Here is a 12,625-nt window from a genome sequence, read left to right on the forward strand (position 1 = left end):
GTGGTCAGGCCGGGGTGTCGGCGAGCACGGCGAGGATCTGCTCGCCGTATTTCGCCAGCTTGTTCTCCCCGACGCCGCCGACCCGGGACAGCTCGGCCAGCGACCCGGGCGCGTCGGTGGCGATCTGCCGCAGGGTGGCGTCGTGGAAGATCACGTACGCCGGCACGCCCTGCTCCTTGGCGGTGGCGGCCCGCCAGGCGCGCAGCCGCTCGAAGACCCCGGCGGCGGCCGGGGCGAGTTCGGCGACGACGGTGGCCGCCCCGCGCGGCTTGGCCGCCGGCGGCGCGGCCACCCGCTCCGGTTCGCGTCGCATCATCACCGTGCGGCGGCGGCCCAGCACCTCGGCGCTGGCGTCGGTGAGCACGAGCGTGCCGTAGTCGCCCTCGACCGCCAGCAGGCCCTCGGCCAGCAGTTGCCGGACCACACCCCGCCACTCGGCCTCGCGCAGCTCGCCGCCGATGCCGAACACGGTCAGCGAGTCGTGGCCGTGCTGGGTGACCTTGTCGGTGGCCCGGCCGAGCAGGATGTCGATGCAGTGCCCGGCGCCGAAGCGCTGGTTGCGCTCGCGGTCGAGCCGGAACACCGTGGAGAGCAGCTTCTGCGCGGCCACCGTGCCGTCCCACGACTCGGGCGGGCTCAGGCAGGTGTCGCAGTTGCCGCAGCCGGCCGTCATCGGTTCGCCGAAGTAGTCGAGCAGCTGCGCGCGGCGGCAGCGGACCGTCTCGCAGAGCGCCAGCATCGCGTCGAGATGGGCGGCCAGGTTCCGGCGGTGGGCCAGGTCGCCCTCGGAGGTCTCGATCATCTTGCGCTGCTGCACGACGTCCTGCAGGCCGTACGCCAGCCAGGCGGTCGACGGCAGGCCGTCCCGGCCGGCCCGGCCGGTCTCCTGGTAGTAGCCCTCGACGGACTTCGGCAGGTCCAGGTGGGCGACGAACCGGACGTCCGGCTTGTCGATGCCCATCCCGAAGGCGATCGTCGCCACCATCACGAGGCCGTCCTCGCGCAGGAACCGCTGCTGGTTGGTGGCGCGGGTGGCCGCGTCCAGACCGGCGTGGTAGGGCAGGGCCGGGATGCCGTTGGCGGTGAGGAACTCGGCCGTCTTGTCGACCGAGGCCCGGGAGAGGCAGTAGACGATGCCGGCGTCGCCGGGGTGCTCGTCGCGCAGCAGGCTCAGCAGCTGCTTGCGCGGCTCCCGCTTGGGCACGATGCGGTACTGGATGTTGGGCCGGTCGAAGCTGGCCACGAAGTGCCGGGCGTCGGCGAGCTGCAACCGGGTGGCGATCTCGGTGCGGGTGGCGCTGGTGGCGGTGGCGGTCAGCGCGATCCGCGGCACCCGCGGCCAGCGCTCGTGCAGCATCGACAGGGCCAGGTAGTCCGGCCGGAAGTCGTGCCCCCACTGCGCCACGCAGTGCGCCTCGTCGATGGCGAACAGGGCGATCTCGCCCCGGTCGAGCAGCTGCTGCACGCCACGGGTGCCCAGTGCCTCGGGGGCGAGGTAGAGCAGGTCCAGCTCGCCGGCGAGGAACGCCGCCTCGACCCGGCGGCGGGCGTCGAGATCCTGGGTGGAGTTGAGGAACCCGGCCCGCACGCCGACCGCGGTCAGCGCGTCGACCTGGTCCTGCATCAGCGCGATCAGCGGCGAGACCACCACCGCCACACCGGGGCGGACCAGCGCCGGGATCTGGTAGCACAGCGACTTGCCGCCTCCGGTGGGCATCAGCACCAGCGCGTCGCCGCCGGCCACCACGTGCTCGATCACCTCCTGCTGGAAGCCGCGGAAGGCGTCGTAGCCGAACACCCGGCGCAGCACCCCGAGCGGGTCGGCGGTGCGCAGGTCGGTGGGGGAAGCCATCCGCGGATTCTACGAGCGGCGGCCGACACCCGGCCGGCCCGCGCCGCCCGGGCGCGCCGGGCGGACCGGACACCGGGGGACACCCCGGGACGGGCGTACGCCGGGCCCCTCGGCCGGGCGGGATAGAGTCGCTGATTGACCAGTGCGCGACCGGGGACGCCCGGCCGCGGCACCACGGCTTGGGGGTAGGGGTGAGCGAGGCGGGTACGGCCGAGGAGCGGGGCGGCGTCCCGGCGGGGATCGCCGGGCAGCCCGCGCCGGCGGAGTCGGACACCACCCTGGTGGTGGTCACCGGCCTGTCCGGGGGCGGCCGCAGCACGGTGGCGCGGGCGCTGGAGAACGTCGGCTACTACGTGGTGGACAACCTGCCGCAGGCGCTGATGCTCGACATGGCCGAGCTCGCGTTCAAGGCGGGCGGCGCGGCCCGGCGTACGGCGATGGTGCTCGACGTCCGGTCGCGGGCGTTCTCCACCGACCTGGCCGGGGCGATCCGGGAGCTGAAGGAGCGCGGCTTCTCGCCCCGGGTGGTCTTCGTCGACGCCGACGACGAGGTGCTGATCCGCCGGTTCGAGAGCGTCCGCCGGTCGCACCCGCTGCAGGGCGACGGGCGGCTGGCCGACGGCATCGCGGTCGAGCGCGGCCTGCTGGAGGAGGCCCGGGACCAGGCCGACGTGATCATCGACACCAGCCACCTGAACGTCAACCAGCTGCGCCGGCGCATCGAGGAGCTGTTCGGCGGCGAGGACGCCCGCCGGCTGCGGGTCACCGTGCTCTCCTTCGGCTTCAAGTACGGCCTGCCCCCGGACGCCGACTTCGTGCTCGACGCCCGTTTCCTGCCCAACCCGTACTGGGTGCCGGAGCTGCGCGAGCACACCGGGCGGGAGGAGGCGGTCAGCTCGTACGTGCTCGGCCAGGAGGGCGCCGACACCTTCGTGGCCTCGTACGCCGACCTGGTCAACGCCACCACCACCGGCTTCGAGCGGGAGGGCAAGCGCTACCTGACCGTGGCCGTGGGCTGCACCGGCGGCAAGCACCGCAGCGTGGCGATCGCCGAGGAGCTGGCCGCCCGGCTGCGGCAGTCCGGCCTCGCCGCCAACGCCCAGCACCGGGACCTGGGGCGGGAATGACGACGACGAAGGTGGTCGCCTTCGGCGGCGGGCACGGGCTGTCCGCGTCGCTGCGGGCGCTGCGCCGCTGCGCCCCCGAACTCGACCTCGACATCACCGCGGTGGTCACCGTCGGCGACGACGGTGGCTCCAGCGGCCGGCTGCGCGCCGAGCGGGGTGGCCTGCCCCCGGGTGACCTGCGCCAGGCGCTGGTCGCGCTGGCCGGCGACCACCCGGCGACCCGGCGCAGCGCCGGGCTGTTCCAGCACCGCTTCGCCGCGGCGCCCGCCGAGGGCGCCGGCCCGGCGGACGGGCTGGCCGGGCACGCGGTGGGCAACCTGGTGCTCTGCGGGCTGATGGAGCTGCTCGGCGACCCGGTGACCGCGCTGGAACACGCCGGCGCGATGCTCGGCACGGTGGGCCGGGTGCTGCCGATGTCCTGCGAGCCGGTGGGCATCGAGGCGCGGGTCCGCGGCGTCGACCCGGACCGCCCGGACGAGGTGCGTACCGTCGCCGGCCAGCACCAGGTCGCGGTGACCGCCGGCCGGGTCGAGTCGCTGCGGCTCACCCCGGCCGCGCCCCGGGCCTGCCCGGAGGCGGTCGCCGCGATCGGCGCGGCGGACTGGCTGATCTTCGGGCCGGGCAGCTGGTACACCAGCGTGCTGCCGCACCTGCTGGTGCCGGAGCTGGCCCGGGCGATCGTCGGCAGCCCGGCCCGCCGGCTGGTCACCCTCAACCTCGCCGCGGAGAAGGAGACCCTGGGGCTCTCGGTCGCCGACCACCTCGCCGCGCTGCGCTGGTACCTGCCGGAACTCAAGGTCGACCTCGTGCTGGCGGATTCCAAGGCGGTGGGTGACCCCGAACCGGTCGAACGTGCGGCAGAATCGCTGGGTGCCCGACTGGTCCTCGCCCCCGTCGCGGTCACCGACGGCACTCCCCGTCATGATCCGGCCGCCCTGGGCGCCGCACTGGTGCCCGTCCTGGGCGCCGATCGTTAGACACGTACGTAATCTCCGGCGACACGCCGGAACCGGGTCCGTGAGGGGACGCACAATGGCGATGACGGCTGCGGTCAAGGACGAGCTGAGTCGGGTCGACGTGCCCAAGCCCTGCTGCCGGCGGGCGGAGATGGCGGCGCTGCTGCGCTTCGCCGGCGGGCTGCACATCGTCTCCGGCCGGGTGGTGGTGGAGGCGGAGCTCGACACCGGGGCGGTGGCCCGGCGGCTGCGGCGGGAGATCGCCGAGGTCTACGGCTACCCCAGCGAGATCCACGTGCTCGCCTCGGGCGGGCTGCGCAAGGGCAGCCACTTCATCGTCCGGGTGGTCAAGGACGGCGAGGCGCTCGCCCGGCAGACCGGCCTGCTGGACGTGCGCGGCCGGCCGGTGCGCGGGCTGCCGCCGCACGTGGTCGCGGCGAACGTGTGCTGTGCGGTTTCGGCCTGGCGCGGCGCGTTCATGGCGCACGGCTCGCTGACCGAGCCGGGCCGCTCCAGCGCGCTGGAGATCACCTGCCCCGGCCCGGAGTCGGCGCTCGCCCTGGTCGGCGCGGCCCGGCGGATCGGCATCACCGCCAAGAACCGCGAGGTGCGCGGGGTGGACCGGGTGGTGGTCAAGGACGGCGACGCGATCGCCGCGCTGCTCACCCGCATCGGCGCGCACTCCAGCGTGCTGGCCTGGGAGGAGCGCCGGGTGCGCCGCGAGGTGCGGGCCACGGCGAACCGGCTGGCGAACTTCGACGACGCCAACCTGCGCCGCTCGGCGCGCGCCGCGGTCGCCGCCGCCGCCCGGGTCACCCGGGCGCTGGAGATCCTCGCCGACGACGCGCCGAACCACCTCACCTCGGCGGGCCGGCTGCGGCTGGAGCACCGGCAGGCCTCGCTGGAGGAGCTGGGCGCGCTGGCCGACCCGCCGCTGACCAAGGACGCCATCGCCGGCCGGATCCGCCGGCTGCTGGCGCTCGCCGACAAGCGCGCGCGGGACCTGGGCATCCCGGATACCGAAGCGGCCGTCACGCCCGACATGCTCGTGGTCTGATAGGACGGTGAGGCGTCGCGGTGGCGAGCGATCACCACCCGACGCAGCGCGCCGCCGCGTGCTCGGATAAGGTCGCTGCGTACGGCAAGGGGGCCGGCACCGGTTCTCCTCGCCGTTCTCACCGCCTCGGGCGGTCAGGTCTCCACGACCGCGGCGGGGTGGCCGAGATGAACCGTCAACGGCCGGCTCCAACGGTCGGCGCACACCACTTCGCCGGCTGTGATCCCACGCCGGCGGACAGAACGCGAGGAGATGGGACCTGTGACCATCCGGGTTGGCATCAACGGCTTCGGCCGGATCGGCCGCAACTTCTTCCGGGCAGTGCTGGCGTCCGGCGCTGACGTCGAGGTTGTGGCGGTCAACGACCTGACCGACAACGCGACGCTCGCCCACCTTGTCAAGTACGACAGCATCCTGGGCCGCCTCCCGCACGAGGTCAAGGCGACCGCCGACGAGATCACCGTGGGCGGCAAGACCATCAAGGCGTACGCCGAGAAGGACCCGGCGAAGCTGCCGTGGGGCGAGGTCGGCGCGGACGTGGTCATCGAGTCCACCGGCTTCTTCACCGACGCCACCAAGGCCAAGGCGCACATCGACGGCGGGGCCAAGAAGGTCATCATCTCCGCGCCGGCGAAGAACGAGGACGTCACGGTGGTGATGGGCGTCAACCAGGACCAGTACGACCCGGCCAAGCACACCATCATCTCCAACGCCTCCTGCACCACCAACTGCCTCGCCCCGATGGCGAAGGTGCTGCACGACACGTTCGGCATCCAGCACGGCCTGATGACCACCATCCACGCCTACACGCAGGACCAGAACCTGCAGGACGCGCCGCACAAGGACCTGCGTCGGGCCCGGGCCGCCGCGCTGAACATCGTGCCGACCTCGACCGGCGCGGCGAAGGCGATCGGGCTGGTGCTGCCGGAGCTCAAGGGCAAGCTGGACGGCTACGCGCTGCGGGTGCCGATCCCCACCGGATCGACCACCGACCTGACCGTGAACCTTAACCGGGAGACCACGGTCGACGAGGTCAACGCCGCGATGAAGGCGGCCGCCGACGGGCCGCTCAAGGGCATCCTGGTCTACAACGAGGACCCGATCGTCTCCACCGACATCGTGACCGACCCGGCGTCCTGCATCTTCGACGCGCCGCTGACCAAGGTGGTCGGCAACCAGGTCAAGGTCGTCGGCTGGTACGACAACGAGTGGGGCTACTCGAACCGCCTGGTGGACCTGGTCAAGCTGGTGGGTCAGTCGCTGTGAGCATCCGGACCCTCGACGACCTGCTCGCCGAGGGGGTGTCGGGTCGGCGCGTGCTGGTGCGCGCCGACCTGAACGTCCCGCTCGACAAGCAGACCGGCGACATCACGGACGACGGCCGGATCCGGGCCGTGCTGCCCACCCTGGGCGCGCTGACCGGGGCCGGCGCGAAGGTGGTCGTCTGCTCGCACCTCGGCCGCCCCAAGGGCTCGCCGGACCCGCAGTTCAGCCTCCGGCCGGTGGCCGGGCGGCTCGGTGAGCTGCTCGGCGCCCGGGTGCACTTCGCCACCGACACCGTCGGCGACTCCGCCCGCTCCACCGTGGACGCGCTCGCCGACGGCGAGGTGGCGCTGCTGGAGAACCTGCGTTTCAACGCGGGCGAGACCAGCAAGGACGACGCCGAGCGGGGCGCCTTCGCCGACCAGCTCGCCGCGTTCGGCGACGCCTACGTCGACGACGCGTTCGGCGCGGTGCACCGCAAGCACGCCAGCGTCCACGACGTGCCGGCGCGGCTGCCGCACGTCGCCGGCCGGCTGGTGCTGCGCGAGGTGGAGGTGCTCTCCACGCTCACCGGCGACCCGGCCCGCCCGTACGTGGTGGTGCTCGGCGGCTCCAAGGTCTCCGACAAGCTGGCCGTGATCGAGGCGCTGCTGCCCACGGTCGACCGGCTGCTCATCGGCGGCGGCATGTGCTTCACCTTCCTCAAGGCCCGGGGCCACGAGGTTGGCAGCTCGCTGCTCGAGGAGGAGATGGTCGAGACCTGCCGCAACCTGATGGAGCGCTCCGGCGGGAAGATCCTGCTCCCGGTCGACGTGGTGGCCGCGGACGCGTTCGCCCCGGACGCCGCGCACGACACCGTGCCGGCCGACGGCATCCCGAGCAAACGGGTCGGGCTGGACATCGGCCCGGAGACGGTGGCCGGGTTCGCCGCCGCGCTCAAGGGCGCGAAGACGATCTTCTGGAACGGCCCGATGGGCGTGTTCGAGATGCCGGCCTTCGCCAACGGCACCCGCGGGGTCGCCGAGGCGATCGCCAAGTCCGACGCGTTCACCGTGGTCGGTGGCGGCGACTCGGCGGCGGCGGTCCGTGCACTGGGCCTGGACGAGTCCGCTTTCAACCACATATCCACCGGCGGCGGCGCCTCCCTGGAATACCTCGAGGGCAAGACCCTCCCCGGCATCGCGGCCCTGGAGAACTGATGGCGAGCACCACCCGCCGGCCGCTGATGGCCGGCAACTGGAAGATGAACCTGAACCACCTCGAGGCGAACCTGCTGGTGCAGAAGCTGGCGGCCAGCCTCAGCGAGAAGCAGCTCGGCGAGGTCGAGACGGTGGTGCTGCCGCCGTACACCGACCTGCGGACGGTGCAGACCGCCGTGGACGGCGACAAGCTGCTGATCGGCTACGGCGCGCAGGACCTCTCGCCGTACCCGTCCGGGGCGTACACCGGCGACATCGCCGGTCCGATGCTGGCGAAGCTGGGCTGCACGTACGTGGTGGTCGGGCACTCCGAGCGGCGGGCCTACCACCACGAGGACGACGCGATCGTCAACGCGAAGGTGCAGGCCGCGTTGACCCACGGGCTGACCCCGATCCTCTGCGTGGGGGAGGGGCTGGAGGTCCGCGAGCGGGGCGCGCACGTGCCGCACTGCTGCGACCAGCTGGACGCCGCGCTGAACGGGCTGACCCCGGACCAGGTCACCAAGGTCGTGGTCGCGTACGAGCCGGTGTGGGCGATCGGCACCGGCAAGACGGCGACCCCGGAGGACGCCCAGGAGGTGTGCGGGGCGGTCCGCTCCCGGCTGGTCGAGACCTTCGGTCAGGACACGGCTGACCAGGTCCGGATCCTCTACGGCGGCTCGGTCAAGGCGTCCAACGTCGCCGCGATCATGGCCCAGCCGGACGTGGACGGCGCGCTGGTCGGCGGGGCGAGCCTCGATGCCGAGGAATTCGCGCAGATCTGCCGGTTCCCGGAGCACATCGCCCGCTGATCGCTCGCTATCCTTGACTCCGCCCGTCCGCCGGTCGGTGCCGCGTGCCCGACCTGCCGGGCGAGGATCGCTACGAGAGGACTGACCCCAGCCATGCCGATCTGGTTCGCATACACGTTGATCGTGTTGCTGATCATCACGAGCATCCTGCTCACCCTGCTGATCCTGCTGCACCGAGGTAAGGGTGGTGGGCTGTCGAGCATGTTCGGCGGCGGCGTCAGCTCCAGCCTGGCGGGGTCGTCGGTGGCCGAGAAGAACCTGGACCGCTACACCGTTCTGGTGGGTATCGTCTGGTTCGCCTGCATCGTCGGGCTCGGCCTCTGGCTCCGGCTGCAACTCAGCGCCGGCGCCTGAGCAGCCCGTCGAGTCGTACAATCTGCGCGCGGTCCGTCCCCGACGGGCCGCGCGCAGTCCGTTTCACCCCCCGCTGCACCGCGTCGCCCGCCGCCACCTGAGCGGCGGTCCCCTCCGACGACAGGAGCGAGCAGCCGTGCCGAACGGCCACGTCATCCGGGGCTCCCGGATCGGGTCCGCACCCGAACGCCCCGCCGAGCGCTACGAGCCGGCGCCCTGCCGGCCGGTCGCCTACTGGTGCCGCAACGGGCACCACACCGAGATCCGGATCGCCGCCGAGGCGGAGGCGCCCCCGGTCTGGGACTGCCCGCGCTGCGGCTTCCCCGCCGGGCAGGACGCGCAGAACCCGCCCGGCCGGGCGCGGTCCGAGCCGTACAAGACCCACCTGGCGTACGTGAAGGAACGGCGTACCGACGCCGAGGGCGAGGCCATCCTGGCCGAGGCGCTCGCCGCGCTGCGCCGCCGCCGCGGCGCCGGCTGAGCGCCGCCGCCCACCCGGGTCCGCCGGCGCCCCCGGCCGGGCCGCCGCCCCGGCTCAGCGCAGGCTGCGCAGCCGGGCCGGCACGTCGGCCGCGGCGGCCCGGTCCAGCAACCAGAGGGTACGGCCGGTGCCCTGCACCCCGGCCGCCGGCAGCTGCACCGGCCCCGCCCCGACCAGCGCCATGCCCACCGCGTGGGCCTTGTCCGCGCCGCTGGCCACCAGCCAGACCTCCTCGGCGGTGTTGATCGCCGGCAGGGTGAGGGTGGTGCGCACCGGCGGCGGCTTCGGGCTGCCCCGCACGGCACTCACCGGCCGGCTCTCGTAGTGCACCGGGTGCTCGGGGAAGACCGAGGCGACGTGCCCGTCCTCGCCGACGCCGAGCAGCAGCACGTCGAAGTGGGGGAGCAGCGCCGTGCCCGGCCGGGCCGCGACGGCCAGCTCGGCGGCGTACCGGGCGGCCGCCTCCTCCGGATCGGCGCCGGCCGGGCCGTCCGACGCCGGCATCGGGTGGATCCGGGCCGGGTCCAGCGGCACCGCGTCCAGCAACGCCGCCCGCGCCATGGTCTCGTTGCGCTCCGGGTCGCCGGCCGGCAGGAACCGCTCGTCGCCCCACCAGACGTCGACCCGGGACCAGTCCACCGCGTCCCGGGCCGGCAGCGCCGCCACCGCCCGGTAGACGGCGGCGGCGATCCGCCCGCCGGTCAGCACCATCGCCGCCTGCCCCCGCGCGGCCTGCGCGTCGAGCAGCCGCACCACCAGCCGGGCCGCCACCGTCTGCGCCAGCAGTTCGGCGTCGGCGTGGACGGCGACACTCGCCTCACTCATTCGTCGTGCCTTCGCTTCCCGACCGCCGCGCGGTCGCTGTCCGTGGTGCCCGAGGGGGCCGTACGCCGGCCGTCGGGGCGCTCAGTGCTCGGCGCTCGTGCCGGCGTGCGCGGTGACGCCCGCCTCGGCCCGCTGCGCGGTGGCCGGGTCCTTCCAGACGTGCACCCGCTGGGCCGGGCGCTGGTCCAGGCCGGTCAGCCCGGCGGCGGCGCCGAGCGCCTCCGCGTACACCTGGTCGGCGTCGAGCCGGCGCAGCTCCTCGGCCAGTTCGTCGCCGAGCGGCCGGCGGACCAGCGGCAGGTTCCGGTCGTCCTGCCCGGACCGCCGGAAGGTGGCCATGCTGTCCTCCCGGGTCAGCGTCAGCTCGTCGCCGTTGGCGCAGCGCAGCTGCACCTCACGCATCCGGGGGTACTGGTCGGTGGTCTGCCAGCGCGGGCTGATGCCCAGCCGGCTGCCCAGCCAACCGATCATCAGCGCGGCCGTCGGGTCGCTGCCCGGCGCGACCACGGTGGCCTCGGTGACCCGCGCCTGGGTGGTGTCGAACGCCCCGGCCACCAGCGTGCGCCACGGGGTGATCCGGGTCCAGGCCAGGTCGGTGTCGCCCGGGGCGTAGTCGCGGGCGCGCTGCCGCAGCGCCTCGATCGGGTCGGCGGCCTGCGCGGTGTCGGTGATCCGCCGGTCGGCCACCACGCCGAGGAAGTCGGTGGCGATCTCGGCCGGCGGCTCGCCGTGCCACCAGGTCACCACCGGCACGTCCGGCACCAGCAGCGGCATCACCACCGACTCGGCGTGCAGCGCGAGCCGGCCGTACATCCGGGTGACCACCGCCTCGCCCGGGCCGAGCCGGCCGCCGACGACGATCTCCGCGTCCAGCCGGTTGCGCTCCCGCTCGACGTCCGAGCGGACCACCACGATCAGCCGGCACGGGTGGGCGGCGGAGGCGATGGTCGCCGCCGCCTCCGCCTCTCGGACCCGCTTCTCGTCCACCACCACGATCAGCGTGAGGGCCATCCCGCTGGCCACCCCGCCGGCGCTGCGACGTTCCGCGGCGAGCGCCTTGACCACCTCGTTGCCGGTGGTGTCCCACAGGCCGATCACTGGAGCCTCCCGGTCCGCCCGCGCCCGGCGTCCGCCGCGCCGAGCCTGATGATTCGCCCGCTTCGCCCGCTCATGCCCGCCGCCAGGACCGGCCCTCGCGGGCCAGCATCTCGTCGGCGGCCCGGGGACCCCACTCGCCGGCGCGGTAGGGCTCCGGCTTCGTGCCCGCCCAGGCCTGCTCCAGCGGGTCCACCACCTGCCAGCTCTGCTCCACCTCGGCGGCGTCCGGGAAGAGGGTGCGGTCGCCGATCAGCACGTCCAGCACCAGCCGCTCGTACGCCTCGGGGCTGGACTCGGTGAACGCCTCGCCGTACTGGAAGTCCATCGCGATGTCGCGGACCTCCATCGTGGTGCCCGGCACCTTGGAGCCGAACTTCAGCACCACGCCCTCGTCCGGCTGCACCCGGATGACCAGCTGGTTGTTGCCCAGCGACTCCATGTCGGCCGGGTTGAACGGCAGGTGCGGCGCCTTCTTGAACATGATGGCCACCTCGGTGACCCGGCGCGGCAGCCGCTTGCCGGCCCGGATGTAGAACGGCACCTCGGCCCAGCGCCGGTTCTGGATGCCCAGCCGCACGGCCACGTAGGTCTCGGTGGTGGAGTCCGGCGGGACCCCCTCCTCGTCCAGGTAGCCCACCGCCCGCTGGCCGCCCACCCAGCCCGGCAGGTACTGGCCGCGCACGGTGCCCTGGGAGACGTCCCCGGGCAGCGTGATGGCCTTGAGCACCTTCAGCTTCTCGGTCCGGATCTCGTCGGCGTCGAAGCTGGTCGGCTCCTCCATCGCCACCAGCGCGAGCAGCTGGAGCAGGTGGTTCTGCAACACGTCCCGCGCCGCGCCGGCACTGTCGTAGAAGCCCGCCCGGGTGCCGATGCCGACGTCCTCGGCCATGGTGATCTGCACCGAGTCGACGTACTTGGAGTTCCACAGCGGCTCGAACAGGTTGTTGGCGAACCGCAGGGCGAGGATGTTCTGGACCGTCTCCTTGCCCAGGTAGTGGTCGATCCGGAAGACGTCCTCCCGGGTGAAGACGTCGTCCACCAGGTCGTTGAGCGCCTTCGCCGAGGGCAGGTCGTGGCCGAACGGCTTCTCCACCACCACCCGGCGCCAGCCGCCGGACTTGGCGTTGTCGGCCAGCCCGGTGCGGGCCAGCTGCTTGAGCACCACCGGGAAGGCGGCCGGGGGGATGGAGAAGTAGAAGGCGGCGTTGCCGGGGATGCCGTGCGTCTGACGCAGCTCGTCGAGGGTGGTGGCGAGGTGGTCGAAGGCGGCGTCGTCGTCGAACGAGCCGCCGACGAACTTGATGTTGCCGGCCAGCCGCGCCCAGACCTCCTCCCGCCAGGGGGTGCGGGCGTGCTTCTTCGCCGCCTCGCAGGCCAGCGTCTCGAAGTCGCCGTCGCCCCAGTCCCGGCGGGCGAACCCGAGGACCACGAACCCGGGCGGCAGCAGGCCCCGGTTGGCGAGGTCGTACACCGCCGGGAGCAGCTTCTTCCGCGCCAGGTCGCCGGTGACGCCGAAGATCACCAGAGCGCACGGCTCCGGGATCCTCGGCAGCCGCCGGTCCTGCGGGTCGCGCAGCGGGTTCACGCCGCCTCCTCGCTCCGCTCGGTCCACGTTGTTCATC

12 protein-coding genes are annotated in these 12,625 nt (G+C 73.5%); 8 read left to right on the forward strand and 4 right to left on the reverse strand.

The window, feature by feature from the left end:
- Nucleotides 1-4: 4 nt before the first annotated feature.
- Complete coding sequence (gene recQ, locus AC1WTP_RS07130) at nucleotides 5-1,852, reverse strand: DNA helicase RecQ (RefSeq protein WP_481648420.1); 1,848 nt, start codon at nucleotides 1,850-1,852, stop codon at nucleotides 5-7.
- A 239-nt stretch (nucleotides 1,853-2,091) separates the two neighbouring features.
- Here recQ and rapZ point away from each other — a divergent pair, with 239 nt between their 5' ends.
- From rapZ to AC1WTP_RS07170, 8 genes are all read left to right on the forward strand, one after another.
- On the forward strand, nucleotides 2,092-2,979 hold the full coding sequence (gene rapZ, locus AC1WTP_RS07135) for an RNase adapter RapZ (protein ID WP_447136221.1): 888 nt from the start codon (nucleotides 2,092-2,094) through the stop codon (nucleotides 2,977-2,979).
- Complete coding sequence (locus AC1WTP_RS07140; RefSeq protein ID WP_481648421.1) at nucleotides 2,976-3,956, forward strand: gluconeogenesis factor YvcK family protein; 981 nt, start codon at nucleotides 2,976-2,978, stop codon at nucleotides 3,954-3,956. The genes rapZ and AC1WTP_RS07140 overlap by 4 nt, the downstream gene beginning before the upstream one ends.
- A 55-nt stretch (nucleotides 3,957-4,011) precedes the next feature.
- Nucleotides 4,012-4,992, forward strand: a complete 981-nt coding sequence (gene whiA / locus AC1WTP_RS07145; RefSeq protein ID WP_076467662.1) for a DNA-binding protein WhiA — start codon at nucleotides 4,012-4,014, stop codon at nucleotides 4,990-4,992.
- A 261-nt stretch (nucleotides 4,993-5,253) separates the two neighbouring features.
- Nucleotides 5,254-6,258, forward strand: a complete 1,005-nt coding sequence (gap, locus tag AC1WTP_RS07150) for a type I glyceraldehyde-3-phosphate dehydrogenase (protein ID WP_481648422.1) — start codon at nucleotides 5,254-5,256, stop codon at nucleotides 6,256-6,258.
- Nucleotides 6,255-7,454 carry a phosphoglycerate kinase gene (locus AC1WTP_RS07155; RefSeq protein WP_481648423.1) on the forward strand — a complete coding sequence of 400 codons (1,200 nt, stop codon included), beginning with the start codon at nucleotides 6,255-6,257 and terminating at the stop codon, nucleotides 7,452-7,454. Before gap ends, AC1WTP_RS07155 begins: the two co-directional genes overlap by 4 nt.
- Complete coding sequence (gene tpiA / locus AC1WTP_RS07160; protein WP_481648424.1) at nucleotides 7,454-8,245, forward strand: triose-phosphate isomerase; 792 nt, start codon at nucleotides 7,454-7,456, stop codon at nucleotides 8,243-8,245. Before AC1WTP_RS07155 ends, tpiA begins: the two co-directional genes overlap by 1 nt.
- Before the next feature lie 93 nt (nucleotides 8,246-8,338).
- A complete protein-coding gene (secG, locus tag AC1WTP_RS07165) occupies nucleotides 8,339-8,599 on the forward strand; it encodes a preprotein translocase subunit SecG (RefSeq protein ID WP_447136025.1) in 261 nt (86 codons plus the stop codon).
- A gap of 136 nt (nucleotides 8,600-8,735) precedes the next feature.
- Nucleotides 8,736-9,080, forward strand: a complete 345-nt coding sequence (locus tag AC1WTP_RS07170) for an RNA polymerase-binding protein RbpA (RefSeq protein ID WP_481648425.1) — start codon at nucleotides 8,736-8,738, stop codon at nucleotides 9,078-9,080.
- Between the two features lie 54 nt (nucleotides 9,081-9,134).
- On the opposite strand, the gene pgl is transcribed toward AC1WTP_RS07170, so the two are convergent.
- The 3 genes from pgl to zwf all read right to left on the reverse strand — a co-directional run bounded on the left by pgl (nucleotide 9,135) and on the right by zwf (nucleotide 12,624).
- Nucleotides 9,135-9,905, reverse strand: coding sequence for a 6-phosphogluconolactonase (gene pgl, locus AC1WTP_RS07175; protein WP_481648426.1), 771 nt, complete (start codon nucleotides 9,903-9,905; stop codon nucleotides 9,135-9,137).
- 81 nt (nucleotides 9,906-9,986) lie between these two features.
- The gene (locus AC1WTP_RS07180) at nucleotides 9,987-11,003 is read right to left on the reverse strand and encodes a glucose-6-phosphate dehydrogenase assembly protein OpcA (RefSeq protein ID WP_481648427.1); all 1,017 of its coding nucleotides are present in this window, start codon (nucleotides 11,001-11,003) and stop codon (nucleotides 9,987-9,989) included.
- A gap of 70 nt (nucleotides 11,004-11,073) precedes the next feature.
- The gene (zwf, locus tag AC1WTP_RS07185) at nucleotides 11,074-12,624 is read right to left on the reverse strand and encodes a glucose-6-phosphate dehydrogenase (protein WP_481648428.1); all 1,551 of its coding nucleotides are present in this window, start codon (nucleotides 12,622-12,624) and stop codon (nucleotides 11,074-11,076) included.
- Nucleotide 12,625: the final 1 nt, after the last annotated feature.

The organism is Micromonospora sp. R311 (genome assembly GCF_056780015.1).

Excerpts from the sequence above, each read along its gene's own strand:
- zwf (WP_481648428.1), bottom strand. The coding sequence starts at position 12,624 with ATGAACAACGTGGACCGAGCGGAGCGAGGAGGCGGCGTGAACCCGCTG.
- recQ (WP_481648420.1), bottom strand. The coding sequence starts at position 1,852 with ATGGCTTCCCCCACCGACCTGCGCACCGCCGACCCGCTCGGGGTGCTG.
- AC1WTP_RS07140 (WP_481648421.1), top strand. The coding sequence starts at position 2,976 with ATGACGACGACGAAGGTGGTCGCCTTCGGCGGCGGGCACGGGCTGTCC.
- tpiA (WP_481648424.1), top strand. The coding sequence starts at position 7,454 with ATGGCGAGCACCACCCGCCGGCCGCTGATGGCCGGCAACTGGAAGATG.
- whiA (WP_076467662.1), top strand. The coding sequence starts at position 4,012 with ATGGCGATGACGGCTGCGGTCAAGGACGAGCTGAGTCGGGTCGACGTG.
- secG (WP_447136025.1), top strand. The coding sequence starts at position 8,339 with ATGCCGATCTGGTTCGCATACACGTTGATCGTGTTGCTGATCATCACG.
- pgl (WP_481648426.1), bottom strand. The coding sequence starts at position 9,905 with ATGAGTGAGGCGAGTGTCGCCGTCCACGCCGACGCCGAACTGCTGGCG.